This is a genomic window from Methylosinus sp. Sm6 (genome assembly GCF_019802345.1).
Classification (GTDB): domain Bacteria; phylum Pseudomonadota; class Alphaproteobacteria; order Rhizobiales; family Beijerinckiaceae; genus Methylosinus.
The window spans coordinates 200,536-222,602 of sequence record NZ_JAINDZ010000002.1 but is presented as its reverse complement, the minus strand read 5'-3'; the positions used below and the strand labels follow the sequence as shown (position 1 = coordinate 222,602).

The window sequence follows — 22,067 nt, the reverse complement described above, 5'->3', positions numbered from 1 at the left end:
AGGGCGCCGGCGGCCGCGGCCGGCTCTTCGATTTGCGATCGGCGCAGCCGCAGCGAATTGGCGATCACGCTCACCGACGACAACGCCATGGCCGCGGCGGCGATCGTCGGCGACAGCAGCAGGCCGAAAGCGGGATAGAGCGCGCCCGCGGCGACGGGCACGCCGGCGGCGTTGTAGAAAAAGGCGAAGAAGAGATTCTCGCGAATGTTGCGCATCGTCGCGGCCGAGAGGCGCCGGCCGCGGACGATGCCCCGCAGATCGCCTTTCAACAAGGTGACGCCGGCGCTCTCGATGGCGACATCGGTTCCGGTCCCCATGGCGATCCCGACATCGGCGGCGGCGAGCGCCGGCGCGTCATTGACGCCGTCGCCCGCCATGGCGACGATGCGGCCGGACTCTCTCAGCCTGCTCACCACCTTGCTCTTGTCCTCCGGGAGGATCTCGGCTTCGACCTCGTCGATGCTGAGCCGCTTCGCCACCGCCCGAGCGGTCGTCCAATTGTCGCCCGTCAGCATGACGACGCGGACGCCATCCTTCCGCAGCGCCTGCAGGGCGGCGGGCGTTGTCTCCTTGACAGGATCGGCGATGCCGATCACGCCGGCGACAACGCTATCGATGGCGACGAAAATCGCCGTGGCGCCGTCTTCTCTCAGCCGTTCCGCCTCCGCATCGGCGACGGCGGCATCGATTCCGATCTCGTCCAGGAAACGGCGATTGCCGATGGCGAGCAATCGGCCTTCGACCACGCCCGTCACGCCCTTGCCGACCGGTGAATCGAAATCCCTCGCCTCGGCGAGCTCGATCCCGCGCGCCAGCGCCGATTGCACGATGGCCTGCGCCAGAGGGTGCTCGCTCGCCCTTTCGAGGCTCGCGGCCAGACGCAGGAGATCATTCTCGGCGAGCCCCGCTGTCGGGTGGATGGCGATGACCTGCGGCTTGCCCTCGGTGAGGGTGCCGGTCTTGTCGACGACCAGCGTGTCGACCTTCTCGAAGCGCTCGAGCGCCTCGGCGTTCTTGATGAGCACGCCGCTCTGCGCGCCGCGTCCGACGCCGACCATGATCGACATGGGCGTCGCGAGGCCGAGCGCGCAGGGGCAGGCGATGATGAGGACGGAGACCGCGGCGACGAGGCCATAGGCCATGCGCGGCTCCGGTCCCCAGAGGGTCCAGGCGATGAAGGCGAGAATGGCGACGCCGATGACGGCCGGCACGAACCAGCCGGAGACCTGATCGGCGAGGCGCTGGATCGGCGCTCGGCTGCGCTGCGCTGCGGCGACCATGTCGACGATGCGCGCGAGCATCGTGTCGCTGCCGACCTTATCGGCGCGCATGACGAAGCCGCCGCTCTGGTTGAGCGCGCCGCCGATGACCTTGTCGCCGGCCGCCTTGGCCACCGGCAGAGACTCGCCCGTGACCAGGGATTCGTCGACCGAGCTGCGGCCGTCGAGCAGCTCGCCGTCGACGGGCACCTTTTCCCCGGGGCGCACGCGAAGCCGATCGCCGACCGCGACATCCTCGAGCGGAATATCCTCGTCCGAGCCATCGGCCGCGATGCGGCGCGCAGATTTCGGCGCGAGATCGAGCAAGGCGCGAATCGCGCCGCCGGTCTGCTCTCGCGCGCGCAGTTCCAGCACCTGGCCGAGCAGCACGAGAACGGTGATGACGGCGGCGGCCTCGAAATAGATCGCGACCGAGCCATCCGCATTGTGGAAGGCCGCGGGAATCAGCGACGGCGCGAGAGTCGCGAGCGCGCTATAGGCGAAGGCCACTCCCGTGCCCATGGCGATGAGCGTGAACATGTTGAGATTGCGCGTGACGAGCGACCGCGCCGCCCGCGCGAAGAAGGGCGCGCCGGCCCACAGCACCACCGGAGTCGCCAGAGCGAATTGAATCCAGTTGGACGTCTGCGGCGGAATGAGATGGTGAAGGCCGAAGAAATGCCCGCCCATCTCCAGTACGACGCCAGGAACGGCGAGAGCGAGGCCGATCCAGAAGCGCCGCGTCATGTCGACGAGCTCTGGGCTCGGTCCGCTCTCCGCGCTTGCGAGGACAGGTTCGAGCGCCATTCCGCAGATTGGACAATTGCCGGGCTGCGGCCGGCGGATATGCGGATGCATCGGACATGTGTAGATCGCGTCCGGGCCAGAGCTTCGCCGAGCGCTTTCTCGCGATTGGTGATGGGCGTGCTCATGGGCCATGAGAGAACCCTTCAGAGACAATGGGGCGCGGATCGCCTCATTCGGAACGGCCGGTCATCGATTGAAAAACCAGAGATGGGAATATAGGGGCAGAAATCGCCGCGTTCGACCACTATGTCGCCGGGACATGGCGGCCGAGGTCGAACCGCTCGCCGACGAACTAGGCCAGCCGATTTATGGGGAAGCGATCTCCCCCGTGAGGCGACATTCGAACCACCGACGAGGCGAACGCCGCCTGATGTTGGCGGCTTCCTCGATCAGCGGCGTATTGGGCCTATGGCGCCTATCGAATAGCCTTGCCGGCATGAGCGAGCTAACGTTGCTCGTGAGTGATTCGGTGGCCGGAGTATGAATCCCCTGCGACCGAGGCTTCTCTATGTCGTGGCGAGCACAAACGTCCGCCGCTGAGCTGCGGCTGCTATTTGCGTCCTTCCTTTATATTCTCGAGAAGGTCGGCGCTGTTTCATTGATTGTCGGAACAGTTCATAGCTGCGCGCCAACTCCGCTGCCGTTTATCGCCCCTGAACCGTTCGACGCCGGAGCGCCTGCGACCGCTACACATTATCATTCTACGATCGGCTCTTACGTCAGCCAACAGCCGGTCCGACCGGGTTCCTGGAGAGAGCAAAATGCTCGGGTGACCCGATCATCGGGTCACGGGCGTGACGGCGGCTCGGAGCATGAGCATTGAGTCGGCTCCGATGCTTTCCGTCGATGTTGCGACGGCGTCGGCTCGGCTCGAGGATTCGAGCTGGCGCAGCATTGCTCTCGGCCATTACGCTCTCCGCCTGCGTCGGTTTTTCGGACGATGGCGGCATGAGCATTGTCGCGAGCGTCGCCGGCAGCCCGCTCGAAAAGGACGTGCTGGCGATCCGCACCCCGGAGGACGCTGCGTCGGCTCGAGCTCGTGTCGAGCTTCTGCTCTCGCGAGCGCTGACCGCCGACTCCGCGGTGCAAATCGCTCTGCTCGGCAATCGCAGACTCCAAGCGGCATATAACGCCTTGGGCTCCGCGGAAGCGGCGATGGTGAACGCGATCCTTCCGCCAAACCCGAGCTTTTCCATTTCGCGGATTGCCGGACCGCTGAAATTGGAGCTCGAGGCGATCATTGCCGCCGATATTCTCGCATTGGCGACTTTGCCGGCGCGGGCGGAGATCGCCTCGGACCGGTTCCATCAGGCGCAGCTGCGCGCGGCCGAGGAAACACTCCGGCTCGCAGCCAGCGCGCGGAGGGACTACTATCGCGCTGTCGCTGCGCGGGAGCTCGTCGATTTTCTCGCCAAGGCGAATTCGACGGCCGAAGCGGCGGCGGGGCTCGCCAGAGCATTGGGCGAAACCGGCGCGATGAACAAGCTCGATCAGGCGCGCGAGCAAGTGTTCTACGCCGATCTCACTGCTCAGCTCGCGAAGGCTCGCCAGCGCGCGATCGCCGAGCGCGAGCAGCTGATCCGCTCGCTGGGCTTGTGGGGCGATGATCTCGATTTCAAGCTTCCCGCCACCTTGCCTGCGCCGCCCTCTCGTCCACAAAACATGCCCATGGTCGAGCAGGAGGCGGTTGCGCGCCGCCCCGATCTTTTCGTCGCAGGCATAGAACTCGACGCGCTCGCAAAGTCGTATGGGCTCGTCGGAGCGACCCGCTTCGTCAATGTCTTCCAGTTGTCCGGCATCTACAAGGACACGCGAGAAACCGTCACCAGTGTTTCGAGTGACGGGACGATCGACACCGAGAATGTTCGATTCAAGGTTGTTGGCCCAGGCGCCACGATTGAGATTCCGATTTTCGATCTCGGCGAGGCGCGCACGCGCGAAGCGGAGCAGAACTACATGCAGGCGTTCAACCGCCTGGCGGCAAAAGCGGTCGACATTCGTTCGGAAGCACGATTGGCGTATCGCACCTATCGCTCGACGTGGGACATAGCAAATCATTATCAGCGCGAGATTTTACCGCTGCGCAAGATCATCGTGGATGAAAGTCTGCTGCGCTACAATGCGATGCTGATCGACGTCTTCCCACTGCTCGCCGAGGTGCGCCATAGGATATTGGCGAGAATTGCGGCGATCGAAGCCAAGCGCGATTTCTGGCTCGCTAGCACAGACCTTCGAGCTGCGGTCATCGGCGGAGCCGAAGCGCGAGTCGAGGAGACGTCCGGATCACGGACGGATGCGATCGGACAGTGACGAACGAGGGGGACAAACAATGATGTCTCGAAGGAGCTTCATCGGCGCCGCGGCTGGACTTGTAAGCGTCGCCGCTCTCAGCGGCCGCGCGCAAGCGGCGAGCATACCGGAAGCTCATTATGCGACGAGCGCGGCGACACAGCCTCCGTTGTCCCCCTCGAATGGTCCCGAATACCGACCCGTCGTGACGTTGAACGGGTGGAGCTTGCCCTGGCGCATGAACGAGGGCGTCAAAGAGTTTCATCTCGTCGCGGAAGCCGTCGAGCGTGAGTTCGCGCCCGGGATGAAAGTGCATCTTTGGGGCTATAACGGCCAATCGCCGGGTCCGACCATAGAGGCGGTCGAAGGCGATAAGATCCGCATTTTCGCGACGAATAAGCTGCCGGAACCCACCTCGATCCACTGGCATGGAATCTTGTTGCCGAATGGCATGGATGGCGTGGCCGGCGTCACGCAGCCTCATATTCCGCCAGGCAAGACCTTTGTCTACGAATTCGAGCTGAAGACGAGCGGGACGTTCATGTACCACACGCATTCGGACGAAATGGTGCAGATGGCGATGGGCTTGATGGGAATGATCATCGTTCATCCACGCGATCCCGAGCAGCATAGGGTCGATCGCGATTTCGCGTTCATGTTGGCCACCTATGACGTCGATCCCGGAACCTATGTGCCCAAGGTCGTGGAGATGACGAACTTCAATATGTGGACATTCAATAACCGGGTCTTTCCCGGCATCGACCCGCTCGTTGTACGCTTGAACGATCGCGTGCGCGTGCGGATAGCGAATCTCAGCATGACAAATCATCCGATTCACCTGCATGGCCACCATTTTGTAGTCACGGGCACGGATGGGGGCTGGATTCCTCGATCTGCTCAAATGCCCGAATCGACCGTAGACGTCCCTGTCGGAACAATTCGCGCCTTCGAGCTCGTCGCGAACAACCCGGGTGATTGGGCTTTGCACTGCCACAAGTCGCATCACACGATGAACGCGATGGGCCATGATTTGAGAACTTTCATCGGAGTGAAGCAGAGCCCCCGCATTGTCGAAGCCATCACCAAATTGGTTCCGGATTACATGCCCATGGGTTCGTCCGGGATGGGCGAAATGGCGTCGATGCAAATGCCTGGGCCGAACAATGCGCTTCCCATGATGACGGGAACAGGCCAATTTGGACCTATCGAAATGGGCGGCATGTTCACGCTCATGAAGATCCGAGAGGGTCTGGCGCGCGACGACTATAAAGACCCGGGTCCATATGAGTTCCCGGAGGGGACCGTCGCTCATGAGGTCGAGGGTCGCCCTAAAGACGCGCCGCGGCATGATGGAGTGATGAAAACGAAGAGCCCGAAAGCGCAACCGTCCGGCCACGATCAGCATGAGCATCATTGAAAAATGAAAATAGGCGATCTGATGGGCAAGACGGTGTCGGCTCGCAGCAGCGGAACTCTATTTCGGCAGTGGGCCAGAGGCTGCTGATGCGCAGCGCGTAACAAGGATGCGCTTCGGGCGACTAAAATCGTGGCGGCCGCTTGGTCGCGCCCGGGGGGCGATGGACGACCTGCACTTAGCTCAAATCCGGCTCCTGGCGCGCTCGAGCTCGACGCAAGGGGAAATCCGTCAACGAGACGTTTCTCTCTTTCGACAAGCATGTCGATGAGATCGCCGCCGGACGGCGGGTCGACGACGCCTTTGCGACCTTTTTCCGACCGTGGCGGACGTCCGGGCGCACGCCCCGTTCGGCGCGCGCCTGCCTGCGCTTCTCGACGAATTGACCGATGCTCTGGCCGCATGATATCTACCAAAGATAGACGTCACTCCACCGAGACGCGAGATGACCGCGAGCGCCGGCAAGCCCACCGAACGAAAAGCGACCGCCAAGCTGTTCATGCACGGCCGAAGCCAGGCCGTGCGCCTGCCAAAGGAGTTCCGGTTCGAGGGGAAAGAGGTGCGCGTCAGCAAGGTGGGCGACAAGGTGATCTTGGAGCCTTTGGAAAAGGAGCCGTTCGACGTGGAGGCCTGGCGCGCGCGGCTCGACGCCTTGGGCGCGCGCGACTTCTTGCCCGATGGTCTGCCCGACGATCCGCCGCTCGAGCCCGACGACTCGATCTCATTCGATTGACGCGGACGATGTTTTGTCTCGACACCAACATCGTCATCTTCGCCCTGAACAAGCGGAAGCCCTGGATCGCCACGAGGCTCGAGAATGAGCTGAGGGCGGGAACGGCGCTCATCGTCCCCGCGATCGTGCTATTCGAGCTCGATTATGGAATCGCCAAGAGCGACCGAACCGAACAGGCGCGCGCCCTCCTCAAGGGCTTTTTATCGGCCGGGATCGGCCAGCCGGCGTTCGACGCCGAGGATGCGCGCGAAGCGGCGGACATAAGGGCGTTCCTCGAACGGCAGGGGACGCCGATCGGCCCCTTCGACTATCTCATCGCGGCGCAGGCGCGGCGGCGCGGCGCGGCGCTGGTGACGCTCAATCGCCGCGAGTTCGAGCGCGTGCCGGGGCTGCTGGTGACGGATTGGGCGGTATGACGATTGTCGTCCGGAAACTCGCGTCCGGGAGAGGGGCGGCGCGTTCCAGCGCGGCTGGGCGAGCAGGAAGAAAAAGAGAACAAGCCCTGCACACGGCGTGCACACGACAGCTGTTATATATTTGAAATAGCGACTATTTCAGTCCAGTCCATCATGGGCGCGGTAGAGAATCTAATGTCTTGATTTGTAAGCGATTTCATTTTGCTCTCGAGGCCCCAGGTCGGGTCGTGCGCACTCTCCCGCACGCCTCGATACGACACTTTTCGCTCCTTTTCGACTTCTCAGTGCACACGAAATGGCGACCTTCACGAGGCTCGAGGCTGGCTCCTCGCGCGCTCGAGTTCGACGCGAAGGGAAATACGTCAACGAGACGTTTCTCCGCCGGCGTGACGCTAAAGGAGTGGGCGCTCGCCATAGAGCGCCGGATCGACCGTGGCGAGTCGCCGTCGAAGCGTGCGCGGAAGGAGGCGCGAACATTTGGACCGACTTCCGCGAGATCGTCCCTATGGAGCCGGACGAGGTCGAGATAGAGCGAGGGAAGGAGCCGGTTCCGTCACGCTCGGCATCGACGCCCTGTCAAATCAGCTGAATCACGCCATGAGCCGAGCGCGGGCGTATCGCGACAATCAAATAATCGCATCAAAGCCGATCTCCTGACTTGCAGAACAAGCGGCGAGCGGTATACGTCGATATGTCGATATCTGCGGACATAACGACGAATCTCGGGAGAAGGGCAATGACGGAGGACAAAGTCTTTAACGTGCTGTTTCTGTGCACCGGCAATTCCGCGCGCTCGATTATCGCCGAGGCGATCCTCGATCGCGTGGGCGCCGGCCGCTTCAAAGCCTATAGCGCGGGCTCCCGGCCGAAAGGCGAGGTCAATCCCTACACAGTGGCGATTTTGGAGAAGTCCGGATTCAAGGCGGACGGCTATCGCTCGAAGAGCTGGAGCGAATTCGCCGAGCCCGGCGCACCGCCGCTCGATTTCGTCTTCACCGTCTGCGACGACGCCGCCAAGGAAGAGTGTCCCTATTGGCCGGGCCAGCCGGTGACGGCGCATTGGGGCCTGCCGGACCCCGCCGCTGTCGAAGGGACCGAGGTCGAAAAGCATCTGGCCTTCGCCGACGCATTCCGGATGCTCAATAATCGCATTTCGATCTTCGCCTCCTTGCCCATGAAGGGTCTCGACAAGCTCTCGTTGCAGAGACGGCTCGAGGAGATCGGCAAGACGAAGCCTGTCGATGGGGCCGCCTGAGCGCGTCACGCGCGGAGGCAGGCGGCCTGGTCATGCTCGAAACACCGGACTCGCGATCTGATGGAACCGGACGATCCGCCTTCCGATTTGGACCCGCTGCTGTGCGAGGCGCTCTCATGGGTCGTCCGCTTGCTTTCGGACGAAGCGACGCGCGCCGATCTCGACGAATTGCGGCAATGGCGCGGGATGAGCGCCGACCATGAGCAAGCCTTCCGCGAAGCCTCGTGGCTCTGGCGCGCCTGCCGTGAGGCGGCGCGCCAATTCGCCGACGAAGCCGCGGCCGGAGCGCCCGCCGCGGCTCCGTCTTCGGCAGCCGCTCGATGCGTTCCGCTCGAGGAGCGCATGTCGATAGATAGCGACGCATCGAGAAAACGACTATTCTCGCCAAAGGGCCGCTGAGGGTCCATGGAGGCGAAGGACAAAGTGGCGGAAGATCGGCTCGTCACGGAGGAAATCATAGGCATTTTCGACGCCTTGGCGCAGACGACGCGGCTCGAGGCCTATCGGCTGCTGTTGCGCTATCTTCCCTATGGGCTGCCGGTGGGCGATATCGCCCGCCTTCTCGCCGTGCCGCACAATACGCTCTCGACCCATATCGCTCATCTCGAGCGCGCTGGACTTGTCCTCGGACGACGAGAGGGGCGCTCGGTGATCTACGCCGCCAATTCCAGCAAACTGGGCCATGTGCTCACGACGATGCTCGCCGATCTCGGGGCCTCGCTCGACGTCGCGCATCCCGGCCTCGCGCTCGCGGCGCCGGCCTTTCCGCAGAAGCGTCCGAAATCGGCGGGCAAGCGGGCGCGCAACGTTCTGTTTCTCTGCTCCGGCAACGCCGCGCGCTCCATTCTGGCGGAGGCGATTCTGAACCGCGAGGGCGGCGACCGCTTCCGCGCTTTTTCGGCCGGCAGCCGGCCGGCCGAGCAGCCCGATCCCATCGGCGTCGAACTGCTGTCGTCGCTCGGCTACGACACGCGCGCGTTTCGCTCCAAGAGCTGGAAGCAGTTTACGAAGCCCGACGCGCCGCGAATGGATTTCGTCATCACCCTCTGTGACGACATCTGCGAGCAGCCCTCGGGGCCCTGGCCGCGCAACGCGCTGCTGGCGCATTGGGGCGTCGCCGACCCGGCGCTGGCGAAGGGCGACGCGCAGAAGCGCGCCGCCTTCATGGACGCTTATCGGCGCCTCGGCGCGAGGCTGACGGCCTTCGTCAATCTGCCGCTCGAGTCGTTGGACCGAGCCGCCCTGAAGAGCCGTCTCGCCGACATTGCGACGATGGAGGGGGCGACGGAGCTGGCGGTGAATAATGCCGCGTGAGCGGTGGCGGGTGGCAGCGGATTCCGCAAAGCGACCCGCCGTTCGTCCACGCTCCGACGCTCGGAGCCCCATGGCTGTTTTCGAGCGCCCGGCTCACGTTTCGGCGACGATTTTTCCGATGTCGCGAATATCATACCCGCCAATGTTCTCGAACTCGTTCCTGAACCGGTCGGATCGCAGAATTTTCAACATTGTCGATATCTCGGGCGTCTCGAGCTGCTCCTTTTTGACGACGATGTCGTAGCGCTCCTTCTCGAGCGGAACAAAATCGACATTTTCGACCTGCCGGGCAATTTTCTCGTTGCCGACCGCAACATCCGCGTCGCCTCTCCCCACCGCGCTCGCCACGGTGAGATGCGACGGGTTCTCATTGTCGTAACCCTTGATTTTGCTGCCGTATAGCCCCAGGAGGCCGAGGTTTTCGTCGAGCAGCACGCGTGAGCCGGCGCCCTTCTCGCGATTGATCATCGTGATGTCGTCTCGCGCGAGATCACGCCACGAACGAATGCCTTTCGGATTGCCCTTGGCGACGTAAAAACCTTGCATGCGATAGGTGACATTCACGATCAGGCAGCGGACGCCCGGCACGAGCGCTCTGACATAGGGCGCGTTGTAGTCGCCGGTCGAACTGTCCCAAAGATGCGCGGTGGCGGCGCTGACCTTGTCCAGGTACAGGGAGACGAGGCTGTCATAGCTGCCGATGTAGGCCCGCAACGCCATCACGCCATGCATGCGCATGAAGTTCGATAGAATGTCGAGTATCAGATCCTGGCCGCAGATGACGAAACCATTCGCGCTTCGGCGTTCCGGCGACAAATCGAAATAGCGGTCCTCGTCGAGCGCCGACGGCCCATTGCGCATCGCGGCGCGCGCGGTCTTGCCGGATCGCTCGACGTATTCCCGCACATGAGCTTCGGTGAATCGGATCTTTCGACCGACCTTGTAATGGTTGATGTCGCCGTTCTTGATCAGGCCGTACACGCCGCTCTTGCTGACGTGCAGCATCTCGGCGACGTCCTCGGCGGTCAGAGCGCGACGTTCGTGTGGCGGCACGGCTTACATCCATATTCGTGACATTTCGTATTGTTTGGCACATTTCCGATGCGGCGTCACCTGGGTTCAATCCCTTCATGTTTACATTGACGCCGTCCCATTGCATTTGAAACGGCGCTGTCGAGGGTGGCGAAACGCTATCCTCGATTTCGTTTCATTTCGTGTCGTTTCGAGTATTGCGCCGCGCGTCGCGATCCGAAACCCTTCGGAGGTCCGATATGCCAGTTCCGTCAGAGTCCGCTTCGTCATCCACTGTCGGCGAGAGCGGGGAGGCCACTCGGCCCGTGACCAAGCCTGGCCAGGCTTTCGCCTTCATCGGCGGCGCAGCGATCGGCGCGCTCGGCGGGTTGATCGGTCTCGGAGGCGCCGAATTTCGACTGCCGCTGCTCATCGGGCCCTTTCGATTTCGCGCTCTCGAGGCGGTGATCCTCAACAAGGCGATGAGTCTCATCGTCGTCGCGACCGCTCTGCCGTTTCGCTCAGCGTCCGTCCCCTTTGCAGCAGTCGCCTCCAATTGGTCGATCATTCTCAATTTGCTCGCCGGCAGTCTGGCCGGCGCGTGGTTCGGAGCCGGATGGGCGACGAAGCTGAGCTCCCGCAACCTGTATCGGACCCTCGCCGCGCTTCTGGCGCTGATCGCCGGAGCATTGGTCTTCGGACATGGCGCGACGGCGGCGTCCGCGCACCTCTCGGGAGCGTTGCTGATCGTCGCCGGCGTGATCGCGGGCTTCGGCATAGGGATCGTCTCGTCCCTTATGGGAGTCGCGGGAGGCGAGTTGTTGATTCCGACTCTGGCGCTGCTCTTCGGCGCCGACATCAAGCTCGCCGGCAGCCTCTCGCTCGCCGTCAGTCTGCCGACCATGATCGTCGGCTTCAGTCGTTACAGCCGCGACAGCGCCTTTGGCGTCGTGACGCGCAACAAGGCGTTCGTCCTCATCATGGCGTTGGGCTCGATCGCGGGAACCTTCATAGGCGGGCGTCTCCTCGGGATCGTGTCGGACCAGCTCTTGATCCCGGCTCTCGCCCTGATTCTCTTGGCGTCGTCGGTGAAAGTCTGGCGCCACGAGTAAATCGGCGCTCGAACGGAAATTCGCCGCGCGCGCGCTCATCCGCCTTGACAATTTCTATAATTCAAACATATTTGAATTATGGAAAAGAATGACGCCATCGCGGCCCTCGTGGCGCTCGCGCACGAGACCCGCCTCGATATTTTCCGGCTGCTGATGCAAGCGGGCCCGGAGGGGCTTCCCGCGGGGCGGATCAGCGAGCGGCTCGGACTTCCGGCGACGACCTTGTCGTTCCATCTCAATCAGCTCAAGCACGCAGACCTCGTCACGTTCCGCCGGGACGGCCGCTCCTTGATCTATTCGGCCGCCTATCCCGTCATGACGGCGCTGCTCGCCTATCTGACGGAGAATTGCTGCAAGGGCGAAGCCGCCTCCTGCTGCGTCACGGAAGCCGATACGACCTGCCAGACCGAGAGGGTTCCATGAAGCGCCTGCATCTGCATGTGTCCGTCGAGGACCTGCCGCGATCCATCCATTTCTACAGCGCGCTGTTCGGCGCCGCGCCGACGGTCGCAAAGCCCGATTACGCCAAATGGATGCTGGACGATCCGCGCGTGAATTTCGCCATTTCGGCGCGAGGCGCGAGCCTCGGCGTGGAGCATCTCGGCATTCAGGTCGAAACGACAGACGAGCTGCGCGACGTCTACGGGCGCCTGAAGCAGGCCGGCGGGCGCGTCTTTGAAGAAGGCGCGACCACCTGCTGCTATGCGAGTTCTGAAAAATCCTGGATCGCCGATCCGCAGGGTCTCAAATGGGAGACCTTCCTTACCACGGGCGAGAGCGCGGTCTATGGCGACGATCCGGCGCTGGATGCGCTGAAGAGCGACACGCCTTGCTGCGCGCCGACCACGCCGCAAGGCGAATGCTGTCCGCCGAAGCCGGAGCTTCCCGCAAAGGCGCCCTGCTGTGGCGCGAAGGAGCCGGCATGAGCGCGCCCGATGTGATCATCTATCACAATCCCGATTGCGGAACCTCGCGCAACACGCTCGGCCTCATCCGCAACGCCGGCATCGAGCCGCATGTGATCGAATATTTGAAGTCGCCGCCGACGCGCGCGCTGCTCGCGCAGCTCATCGCGCGCATGGGGATATCGACACGGGCGCTGCTGCGCGAAAAGGGCGCGCCCTACCACGAGCTCGGCCTCGGCGATCCGACGCTGACCGACGAGGCGCTGCTCGATGCGATGATGGCGGATCCGATCCTCATCAATCGGCCGATCGTCGTCACCTCCATGGGCGTGAAGCTGTGCCGTCCGTCCGAGGCGGTTCTGGACATTCTGCCGCAGCCGCAGCGCGGCGCGTTTTACAAGGAGGACGGCGAGCTCATCGTCGATTCCGCCGGCCGGCGCGTGGCGACGGCATAACATTCGAGGGAGACGGATATGACGGCAATCGAAATCTATGACCCGGCGCTCTGCTGCAGCACGGGCGTGTGCGGCACCGAGGTCGATCAGGCGCTGGTGAGCTTTGCCGCCGATGTCGACTGGGCCAAGCAGAACGGCGCCCGCATCGAGCGCTTCAATCTGGCGCAGCAGCCGCTCGCCTTCGCCGAGAATGCGATCGTCAAAGGCTTTCTCGAGCGCTCCGGACAGGAGGCGCTGCCGCTCGTGCTCATTGCGGGCGAGGTCGCTCTCGCCGGGCGCTATCCGAGCCGCAGCGAGCTGGCCCGCTGGGCCGGCCTCGTCGAGACCGCGACGGAGCCGAAGCAGAGCGGATGCTGCGGCGGCGGCAGCTGCTGAAGGCCGGTGATGAAATTCCTCGAGCAACCGCCGCGTTTTCTGTTCTTCACCGGCAAGGGCGGCGTCGGCAAGACGTCGATCGCTTGCGCGACGGCGATCGCGCTCGCCGAGTCCGGCTGCCGCGTGCTGCTGGTCAGCACCGATCCGGCGTCCAATGTGGCGCAAGTGTTCGGAACGATCATCGGCAATCGGATGACCGACATTCCCGGCGCGCCGGGCCTGTCGGCGCTGGAGATCGACCCGCAGGCGGCCGCTCGAGCCTATCGCGACCGCATCGTCGGCCCGGTGCGCGGCGTGCTTCCGGACGCTGTGGTGAAGGGGATCGAGGAGCAGCTATCGGGCGCCTGCACGACGGAGATCGCCGCCTTCGATGAATTCACCGCGCTGCTGGTCGATTCCGCGCTGACCGCTAATTACGACCACATCATCTTCGACACCGCGCCGACGGGTCACACGATCCGCCTGCTGCAATTGCCCGGCGCCTGGAGCGGCTTTCTCGAATCCGGCAAGGGCGACGCCTCCTGCCTCGGGCCGCTGGCGGGGCTGGACAAGCAGCGCGCGCAATATGGCCGCGCCGTGGAGGCGCTCGCCGACGCCGCGCGCACGCGCCTCGTGCTGGTCGCCCGCGCGCAGCGCTCCGCGCTGAACGAGATCGCCCGCACGCATAAGGAGCTGGTGGCGATCGGCATCGCGCAGCAATATCTCGTCATTAACGGCTTGCTGCCGGAAGAGGAGGCGAAACAGGATGCGCTCGCCGCCGCCATCTGTGATCGCGAGCAGACGGCGTTGCGCGCGCTTCCCGCCGCGCTCGCCGCTTTGCCCTGCGATCGCGTCGCGCTGAGGCCGTTCAATCTGGTCGGGCTCGACGCCTTGCGGCAATTGCTCGGCGCGACGCCGTCGCCGGCGAGCGCGAGCGAGGACGAGCCGATCGCGCTCGATGCGCCGAGTCTGTCGGAGCTGGTCGACGTTATAGCGGCGGATGGTCACGGCCTCGTGATGCTGATGGGCAAGGGCGGCGTCGGCAAGACGACTCTGGCCGCCGCCGTCGCCGTGGAGCTCGCGCGCCGCGGCCTGCCCGTGCATCTCACGACCTCCGATCCGGCCGCGCATCTTGCCGAAACGCTGCATGGATCATTGGAGCATCTGAAAGTGAGCCGCATCGATCCGCATGCGGAAACCGAGCGTTATCGTCGCGAGATATTGGCCGCCAAGGGCGTCAAGCTCGACGCCGCGGGCCGCGCGATGCTGGAAGAAGATTTGCGCTCGCCCTGCACCGAGGAGATCGCCGTGTTTCAGGCGTTCTCGCGCATCATCCGCGAGGCGGGCGAGAGCTTCGTGGTGATGGACACGGCGCCGACCGGCCACACTCTGCTGCTGCTGGACGCAACCGGCGCCTATCATCGCGAGGTCGCGCGCCAATTGGACGCCAAAGGCGCGCATTACACGACCCCGATGATGCAATTGCAGGACCCGAAGCAGACCAAGGTTCTGCTGGTGACGCTCGCCGAGACGACGCCCGTGCTCGAGGCCGCTGGTCTTCAGGACGATCTGCGGCGCGCCGGAATCGAGCCCTGGGCATGGATCATCAACAATAGCGTGGCCGCCGCGCGCCCGCATTCGCCGCTGCTGCGTCAGCGCGCGCGCAATGAAAAACGCGAGATCGACGCCGTCGCCGCTGCGCATGCGCGACGCTATGCGATCGTTCCTCTGCTGAAGGAAGAGCCGGTCGGCGTTTCTCGCCTTCTGGAGTTGGCGAGTCGCGTCGTCGCCGCCTGATATTCTTGCCGAAAGGGAAACTGATGGAACTGCGCGCAACTCCCGCCGCCATGGAGCCGGATCGAAGCAAAGCATCCGCGGCGCCCGCCATGGGCGTTTTCGAGCGCTATTTGACGCTATGGGTCGCGCTCTGCATCATCGTCGGCATCGCGCTCGGCCAGGCGGCGCCCGTCGTTTTTCACACCATTGGAGAAGCGACGATCGCGCAGGTGAATCTCCCGGTCGCGGCGCTGGTGTGGTTGATGATCATCCCCATGCTGCTGAAGATCGACCTCGCCGCGCTGGCGCAAGTGCGCGAGCATTGGCGCGGCATCGCGGTCACGGTCGGCGTCAATTGGCTGGTCAAGCCGTTCTCGATGGCGCTGCTCGGCTGGCTGTTCATCGCGCATCTGTTCCGGCCCTATCTGCCGGCCGATCAGATCGACGCCTATATCGCCGGCCTCATTCTGCTGGCGGCGGCGCCCTGCACGGCGATGGTGTTCGTGTGGTCCAATCTCGTCGACGGCGAGCCGCATTTCACTCTGTCGCAGGTCGCGCTCAACGACACGATCATGATCGTCGCCTTCGCGCCGCTCGTCGCTCTGCTGCTCGGCCTGTCCTCGATCACCGTGCCCTGGGGCACGCTGCTGCTGTCGGTCGGCCTCTATATCGTCGCGCCGGTCATCGCATCGCAGCTCTGGCGCCGCGCTTTGCTGGCGAAGGGCGGCGCGGCGGCGCTCGGCGCGACGCTGCACGTGCTCGGTCCGCTCTCGCTCGCGGCGCTGCTGCTCACGCTCGTCATTCTGTTCGGCCTGCAGGGCGAGGAGATCATGCGTCAGCCGCTGGTCATCGCGCTCTTGGCGACGCCGATCCTGATCCAGGTCTATTTCAACGCCGGGCTCGCCTATCTCCTCAATCGCCGCCTCGGCGTCGAATGGAGCGTCGCCGGGCCTTCGGCGCTGATCGGGGCCAGCAATTTCTTCGAGCTGGCCGTCGCGACGGCGATCGCTTTGTTCGGTTTCCAATCGGGCGCTGCGCTCGCGACCGTCGTCGGCGTACTGGTCGAAGTGCCGGTCATGCTCTCCGTCGTCCATGTCGTCCGTAACTCACGCGCATGGTACGAGAACTCCGCCGCGGCCGCGCGCGCCCGAGGGACAATCGCGACAATCCGATGAACGAGCTGGGAGCCGCATAGGGCGAAAGCGGCCGCCGCCTATAATGCCGCCGCCGACCAATTCGACCATCCCATCGGCTCGGTCTGGCGCCCCGACTCTCCTGCGCGAGAGTGGCGCGAATTCGATCGAGACGAATGCTCTCTATGCCGGCGCCGCAAAAACGAGCGCTCCGGAACGAGCGACCATAGCCCACCGGGTCTGCTGACGCGGCAGAGCGGAGTGAAAAAAAATCGGCGGAAGCGGCGGGCTATCCAATATCACGATATGTCAATGAGTTTCGACATTTCGAACTCTTTCATATCAGCCGAGGCCTTTCCGCCTCGACATTCCGGCCGCCAAAAATTGAAATTTGCCTTCGGGTTGGCCCGACGCTCGATCGTCTAGTAAGTGAGGACGTCGCGCTCGGCCTCGACGAAGCGAGCCGGCCGAGGCGATCGCCCTCGATTCACTTTTTTTAGAAAAGGGCGAAATCATGGATATCGATGTCGTCAAAGACTATTACGGCAAGACCCTGCGCAGCTCCGACGATTTGAAGACCATGGCTTGCTGCACGCCCGGCGACATGCCCGCGCGCGTCAAGGCGCTCCTCGCCAATATCCACGACGAGGTTCTCACCAAATATTACGGCTGCGGCCTCGTCGTTCCGGAGACGCTCGAGGGCCGGCGCGTTCTCGACCTCGGCTGCGGCGCCGGCCGCGACGTCTATGCGCTGTCCCAGCTCGTCGGCCCCAATGGAGAAGTCGTCGGAGTCGATATGACGCCAGAGCAATTGGAGACGGCGCGCGCGCATGTCGACTGGCATATGGACAGGTTCGGCTATGATCGCCCCAATGTCAGCTTCCTCGACGGCCTCATCGAAAAGCTCGACACGCTCGGCCTCGAGCCGCAAAGCTTCGACGTCGTCGTCTCCAATTGCGTCATCAATCTGTCGATCGACAAGCCGGCGGTGCTGAAGGGCGTGTTCGATCTATTGAAGAGCGGCGGAGAGTTCTATTTCGCCGACGTCTACGCCGACAGGCGCCTGGACGAGGCCGCCCGCATGGATCCCGTCGTCTATGGCGAATGCCTCGGCGGAGCGCTCTACTGGGGTGATTTCCTCACGCTCGCGAAGGCCGCCGGATTCGGCGATCCCCGCCTCGTCACGAGCCGGCCGCTCGAGATCACCGATGCCGAGGTCGAGGAGAAAATCGGCGCGGCGCGCTTCTATTCCGCGACCTATCGCCTATTCAAGATCGACGCCCTCGAGCCAGCCTGCGAGGATTACGGGCAGGTCGTCGTCTACACGGGCGGCAGCGGTGCGGACGCGCCGCACAGTTTCATGCTCGACAGCCATCACGTCATCGAGAAGGGGCGCGCATTTCCGGTCTGCGGCAACACTTGGCGCATGTTGAAAGAGAGCCGGTTCGCCCCTTATTTCAAGTTCTTCGGCGATTTCTCCACGCATTTCGGCGTCTTTCCGGGCTGCGGAACGAATATTCCGTTCGCGAGCGATCGAGACGGGGCGGCGACGGAATGTTGCTGAAGCCGAAGGCCGTAACCGCGAACGGCAGACTCGTGGCGCCGGCATAAAAAACAAAGGCGCAGCGATCGGGAACAGGCGAGAGCGCGGATCTGGGTCGTTCCGACGAAATGAGCCGGGACGACCTCGCCCCGGCTTACCAGTCGAGAGGGAGGAAGTGATGGACATCGATTCAGTCAAAAACTACTACGGCAAGACCTTGCGTGGTTCCGGCGATCTCAAGACCACGGCCTGCGCGGCGAGCGATATGCCCGCGCGCATCAAAACGCTCCTCGCGAACATCCACGAGGAGGTTCTGGCCAAATATTACGGCTGCGGACTGGTCGCTCCCGAATTGTTGGAAGGCCGACGCATCCTCGATCTCGGCTGCGGCTCGGGTCGCGACGTCTATGCGCTGTCGCAGCTCGTCGGTCCCGCGGGCGAGGTCATCGGCGTCGATATGACGCCCGAGCAGCTGCAAACGGCCCGCGCATATGTCGACTGGCACATGGACAGGTTCGGCTATGATCGCCCCAATGTCGATTTTCTCGAAGGATTCATCGAAAAGCTGGACTCGCTCGGCCTCGAGCCGCAGAGCTTCGACGTCATCGTCTCGAATTGCGTCGTCAATCTATCGGTGGACAAGCCCGCGGTATTGAAAGGGGTGTTCGACCTGTTGAAGCCCGGCGGCGAATTCTATTTCGCAGACATGTATGCCGACAGGCGCATGAGCGACACTCTTCGCAAAGACCCGGTTGTCTATGGAGAAGGCCTCGGAGGCGCGCTCTATTGGAGCGACTTTCTCACGATGGCGAAAGCCGCCGGCTTCGGCGATCCCCGCCTCGTCACGAGCCGGCCGCTCGCCATCACCGACCCCGAGGTGGAGAAGAAAATCGGCGCCGCACGCTTCTATTCCGCAACCTATCGCTTGTTCAAGATCGAAGGTCTCGAGCCCACCTGCGAGGACTATGGTCAGGCTGTCGTCTATAAGGGCGGCATGGAGGATGGGCTGCGCGACTTTACGCTCGATAGCCGCCATCTCCTCGAGCCAGGTCGAGCGTTCCCAGTCTGCGGCAATACGTGGCGCATCTTGAAGCAGAGCCGGCTCGCTAGCTGTTTCGATTTTCTCGGAGACTTCACGACTCATGTCGGCCCCTTTCAGGGCTGCGGAACGAATATTCCCGTCATGGACGTCTGCGAGCAGAGCATCTCGTGACAGACCCGCACGGCGCCGAGCTGATGCTGGGATATTCGCCAGGCGCTCATGCCCGAGGCGGCCGAGGCGGCGATCATGACCGCCGGTCGACGACCTCGCAATGGCCAGGCCGAAGCCATTCGACCTCCTCGAGGCCCGCCAGAAGACATTCGCAATATCCGAACCTATCGTTTTCGCGCATCGGGAAGGCTGGCGCGCTCCAAATCGAGGAGCGCTCGCTTTCGGTCGACGCCCCAGCGGTAACCGCCGAGGCCGCCACCCCCACGAAGCACACGATGGCATGGCGCCAGCACCGCCAAGCGATTGGCAGCACATGCCGACGCCGCGGCGCGATGCGCTTTCGGTTTGCCTATTCCTGCCGCGACATCGGCGTAGCTGACGACATTCCCTTCGGGAAGGCCGATCAGAAATCGCCAGACCAGCAGCTGAAAGGCCGTTCCCCGAAGATCGAGCGGCAGCTCCGGGCGCGGTCCACGCCGCGAAAGATGCGCATCGAGCGCGTCGATCCATCGGCTCAACTGCTCGCCATCAACCTCGATCGATTGTTGCAGCCGCGCTTTCGGGAACTCGGCGGCCAAGGCGTCCACAAGCGACGCTTCGCTTTCGCCGAACATGACGAAGCAGACGCCACGATCGGTGGCGGCCATCATGAGCGGGCCGAGCGCGCAACAGCGACACGCATAGCTGATCGTCTCGCCGGCGCCGCCCGCTCGATAAGCCGATGGGGCCGTGCCGATATTGCGTCGCCCTTCGCCATAGACCCGGCTCGGCCGGCCATAGCCGGCCTCGTAGATGGCGCCCGTCACGCCGTCGCCGTCTCGTAGAAGCTCCTTGAGACGTCTTGCTCTCAGCCCATCCTGATAGGCTTTGGGCGAGACGCCGAACACCGCTTTGAATAGCTTTTGCATATGGGTCGGGGATAAGCCGACCGCGGCTGCGAGTCGGGAGAGCGGTAAGACTTCCTCCGCGCGCTTTTCGATGAGGCGGGCGATTTCCTGCGCCTTCTCGACATCGGAAGGTCGTTCCTGAGGCCTGCAACGTTTGCATGCGCGATAGCCCGCCGCCTGCGCTTCCGGAACATCCGCGAAGAAACGGAGATTTTCCGGCTTCGCGGCGCGCGATGGGCATGATGGACGGCAGAATATTCGCGTGGTCTCGACGCCATAGAGGAACCGGCCCTCATAGGCCCTGTCGCGCGTCGCCACGGCCCGAAGCATCTCGTCAGCATGGAGGGTTGGTCGACCCATTGTCATTGTATCCGAATGCTACTCTCCACCAACGATAGCTCAAAGCGTGAGGATCGCTGCTCCGCTTCCTGCCGCCAAATTCGTTCGGCCGCGCAAACGAGACGACGACCGCGATTTGACCCTGACGACCTCGCTGCGATCTTCGGCGGATCGCGACGCTATGCCGTCAATATGGCGCCGCCATCGACGACGATGTCCTGCATGACGATGTGGCTCGAAAGATCCGACGCCAGAAAGGCGACGACATTGGCGATCTCCTGCGGCGTCGCGATCTTGCCGAGCGGAACGCCGAGCTTGAACGTCTCGGGATTGCCGGCAATGACGCGCTGCTCGGCGTCCGGCGCGCGCCACATGGAGCGCTGCATGGGCGTGTCGGTCGAGCCGGGCGAGACGAGATTGCATCGAACTCCGAAGGGCGCCAGCTCCAGCGCGACGCAATGCGTCAGGCTGGCGAGCGCAGCCTTGGAGGCGCAATAGGCCGCCATCGACAGGCGCGGAACATGCGCCGCATTGGAGCCGATCGTGACCACGGCGCCGAAGCGCTGACGCTTGAACTGAGCGATGGTGTTGCGCAGCAGATGAAAGGCGCCCGAAACATTGACGTCGAAAGAGGCGCGCCAATCCTCGAGGCTCACTTCCTCCGTCGCGCCGAGCCGCAGAATTCCCGCCGCGTTGACGAGCACATCCAGCCGTCCGGCGTCGTCCAGCAGATGCGCGCAGGCGCGCGCCGTCTGCTCGTGATCGGCGATGTCCACGTTGAGCGTGCGAAATGGATAGCTCGCTTCGGCGAACGCCTTGTCCAGCCCGATGACATTCGCGCCGAGCGCGACGAATGTCGTCGCGGCGCAAAGGCCGATCCCTTGCCCTGCGCCCGTCACCCAGACGCTCTTGCCGGTGAAGTCCATCTGTGGACCCCGCGCAGACTTCATCTCGACCGTCCCTCCTCGACGATGAACGTCACGCCGCGGCGAGCTTGCGCTCGATCAGCGCCCACCAGCCTTCGAGCGTCGGATTATCGGCGAGGTCGACGAAGCCGACATCGACGCCGAGCTTGCGCCATTGCGTCGCCAGCGTCATGACCCGAACGGAATCGAGCCCGTAGTTCATCAGATTTTCAGTCGGATCGAACATCTCCCCGTCGAGGGAAATGAGCGTTCGCACATGCGCCTCGACCTCCGCGCGCGTCAGACGCGACGCGGGTGCGCGGATCAACGCATCCACTCCGACGACGACGCCGCAGCGGCCGGCGACATATCGCAAGGTCGTGTCATGGTCCTCTGGCGAAAAATCGGCGATGGCGTCGCCGACGACGAAGGTCTCGAAATCGCGCATGAAGGAGTCGAGCGCCGTCGTCAGGCATCCGATATGCCCATAAACGCCGCAGATCACCAGCTGATCGCGGCCCCACTCTCTCATCATCTGCTCGAGCGGCGAGCGCTGGAAGGCGCTGTAGCGCCATTTGACGAGCACTATATCCTCGCTTCGAGGCGCCAGCGCCGCGGCTATGTCCTTCAGCTGCGGATGCGCGTTCAGCCCCGGCCCCCACATATCGTTCAGCAGGCCGCGATCCTCCAGGCTCTGATCGATCGGCTGCGCCGTGTAGACGACCGGAACGGCGTGCGACGTGCAGAAGGCGCGCAGCGCCGCGACATTGGCGACGAGCTGCGCGACGAGCGGGCTGTCCTCGCCGAAGAAATGCAGGAAATAATCCTGCATGTCGTGAATGAGCAGCACAGCGCGCTTCGGCGCGAAGGTCCAGCCGACCCTGTTCTTCGGAAAATCCTCTGGCTGCGGCAGGGAATAGGTCGGAAGCCGGGGAATAGCCATTGTC

Annotated in this window: 21 protein-coding genes; 16 read left to right on the top strand and 5 right to left on the bottom strand. The window is 63.5% G+C overall.

Features of this window, described 5'->3' with window-relative positions; all coding sequences use genetic code 11:
• On the bottom strand, positions 1–2,198 hold a 2,198-nt coding region (locus K3F48_RS02810; RefSeq protein WP_222573874.1), incomplete at its 3' end, for a copper-translocating P-type ATPase.
• A gap of 816 nt (positions 2,199–3,014) precedes the next feature.
• Between K3F48_RS02810 and K3F48_RS02805 the strand changes: the two genes are divergently transcribed.
• The 7 genes from K3F48_RS02805 (at position 3,015) to K3F48_RS02775 (ending at position 9,487) form a co-directional block, all read left to right on the top strand.
• Positions 3,015–4,376, top strand: a complete 1,362-nt coding sequence (locus K3F48_RS02805) for a TolC family protein (protein WP_255608047.1) — start codon at positions 3,015–3,017, stop codon at positions 4,374–4,376.
• Between the two features lie 19 nt (positions 4,377–4,395).
• Entirely contained in the window at positions 4,396–5,772 is a 1,377-nt protein-coding gene (locus K3F48_RS02800) for a multicopper oxidase family protein (protein WP_222573872.1), read from the top strand.
• A 442-nt stretch (positions 5,773–6,214) separates the two neighbouring features.
• Positions 6,215–6,502, top strand: coding sequence for an antitoxin (locus K3F48_RS02795; RefSeq protein WP_196406931.1), 288 nt, complete (start codon positions 6,215–6,217; stop codon positions 6,500–6,502).
• A gap of 8 nt (positions 6,503–6,510) precedes the next feature.
• Positions 6,511–6,918, top strand: coding sequence for a PIN domain-containing protein (locus K3F48_RS02790; protein WP_222573871.1), 408 nt, complete (start codon positions 6,511–6,513; stop codon positions 6,916–6,918).
• A 736-nt stretch (positions 6,919–7,654) separates the two neighbouring features.
• Entirely contained in the window at positions 7,655–8,173 is a 519-nt protein-coding gene (locus tag K3F48_RS02785) for an arsenate reductase ArsC (RefSeq protein WP_222573870.1), read from the top strand.
• Positions 8,174–8,233: 60 nt separating this feature from the next.
• A complete protein-coding gene (locus tag K3F48_RS24775) occupies positions 8,234–8,572 on the top strand; it encodes a DUF4880 domain-containing protein (protein ID WP_222573869.1) in 339 nt (112 codons plus the stop codon).
• Positions 8,573–8,578: 6 nt separating this feature from the next.
• Positions 8,579–9,487, top strand: a complete 909-nt coding sequence (locus tag K3F48_RS02775; RefSeq protein WP_222573868.1) for a metalloregulator ArsR/SmtB family transcription factor — start codon at positions 8,579–8,581, stop codon at positions 9,485–9,487.
• 93 nt (positions 9,488–9,580) lie between these two features.
• On the opposite strand, the gene K3F48_RS02770 is transcribed toward K3F48_RS02775, so the two are convergent.
• Complete coding sequence (locus tag K3F48_RS02770) at positions 9,581–10,540, bottom strand: substrate-binding domain-containing protein (RefSeq protein WP_370631337.1); 960 nt, start codon at positions 10,538–10,540, stop codon at positions 9,581–9,583.
• A 284-nt stretch (positions 10,541–10,824) separates the two neighbouring features.
• On the opposite strand from K3F48_RS02770, the gene K3F48_RS02765 reads away from it, so the two are divergent.
• The 9 genes from K3F48_RS02765 (at position 10,825) to K3F48_RS02725 (ending at position 18,989) form a co-directional block, all read left to right on the top strand.
• Positions 10,825–11,610, top strand: coding sequence for a TSUP family transporter (locus K3F48_RS02765; RefSeq protein ID WP_370631336.1), 786 nt, complete (start codon positions 10,825–10,827; stop codon positions 11,608–11,610).
• A gap of 78 nt (positions 11,611–11,688) precedes the next feature.
• On the top strand, positions 11,689–12,033 hold the full coding sequence (locus tag K3F48_RS02760) for a helix-turn-helix transcriptional regulator (RefSeq protein WP_222573867.1): 345 nt from the start codon (positions 11,689–11,691) through the stop codon (positions 12,031–12,033).
• Entirely contained in the window at positions 12,030–12,536 is a 507-nt protein-coding gene (locus K3F48_RS02755) for an ArsI/CadI family heavy metal resistance metalloenzyme (RefSeq protein WP_222573866.1), read from the top strand. The genes K3F48_RS02760 and K3F48_RS02755 overlap by 4 nt, the downstream gene beginning before the upstream one ends.
• A complete protein-coding gene (arsC, locus tag K3F48_RS02750; protein WP_222573865.1) occupies positions 12,533–12,970 on the top strand; it encodes an arsenate reductase (glutaredoxin) in 438 nt (145 codons plus the stop codon). The genes K3F48_RS02755 and arsC overlap by 4 nt, the downstream gene beginning before the upstream one ends.
• Positions 12,971–12,988: 18 nt before the next feature.
• Positions 12,989–13,345, top strand: a complete 357-nt coding sequence (arsD, locus tag K3F48_RS02745; RefSeq protein WP_222573864.1) for an arsenite efflux transporter metallochaperone ArsD — start codon at positions 12,989–12,991, stop codon at positions 13,343–13,345.
• A gap of 9 nt (positions 13,346–13,354) precedes the next feature.
• Positions 13,355–15,121: an arsenical pump-driving ATPase gene (arsA, locus tag K3F48_RS02740; protein ID WP_222573863.1), complete on the top strand. Its 1,767-nt coding sequence runs from the start codon at positions 13,355–13,357 to the stop codon at positions 15,119–15,121.
• Positions 15,122–15,210: 89 nt separating this feature from the next.
• Positions 15,211–16,275, top strand: a complete 1,065-nt coding sequence (gene arsB, locus K3F48_RS02735) for an ACR3 family arsenite efflux transporter (RefSeq protein ID WP_222573862.1) — start codon at positions 15,211–15,213, stop codon at positions 16,273–16,275.
• Positions 16,276–16,747: 472 nt separating this feature from the next.
• Positions 16,748–17,797, top strand: coding sequence for a methyltransferase domain-containing protein (locus K3F48_RS02730; RefSeq protein WP_222573861.1), 1,050 nt, complete (start codon positions 16,748–16,750; stop codon positions 17,795–17,797).
• Positions 17,798–17,954: 157 nt separating this feature from the next.
• Positions 17,955–18,989 carry a methyltransferase domain-containing protein gene (locus K3F48_RS02725; protein ID WP_222573860.1) on the top strand — a complete coding sequence of 345 codons (1,035 nt, stop codon included), beginning with the start codon at positions 17,955–17,957 and terminating at the stop codon, positions 18,987–18,989.
• A gap of 164 nt (positions 18,990–19,153) precedes the next feature.
• On the opposite strand, the gene ada is transcribed toward K3F48_RS02725, so the two are convergent.
• From ada to K3F48_RS02710, 3 genes are all read right to left on the bottom strand, one after another.
• The gene (gene ada / locus K3F48_RS02720; RefSeq protein WP_255608044.1) at positions 19,154–20,236 is read right to left on the bottom strand and encodes a bifunctional DNA-binding transcriptional regulator/O6-methylguanine-DNA methyltransferase Ada; all 1,083 of its coding nucleotides are present in this window, start codon (positions 20,234–20,236) and stop codon (positions 19,154–19,156) included.
• 158 nt (positions 20,237–20,394) lie between these two features.
• The gene (gene dhbA / locus K3F48_RS02715) at positions 20,395–21,165 is read right to left on the bottom strand and encodes a 2,3-dihydro-2,3-dihydroxybenzoate dehydrogenase (protein WP_305080286.1); all 771 of its coding nucleotides are present in this window, start codon (positions 21,163–21,165) and stop codon (positions 20,395–20,397) included.
• Between the two features lie 28 nt (positions 21,166–21,193).
• Positions 21,194–22,063 (bottom strand): isochorismatase family protein, encoded by an 870-nt coding sequence (locus K3F48_RS02710; RefSeq protein WP_222573858.1) that lies wholly within the window; start codon positions 22,061–22,063, stop codon positions 21,194–21,196.
• Between the last annotated feature and the right edge of the window lie 4 nt (positions 22,064–22,067).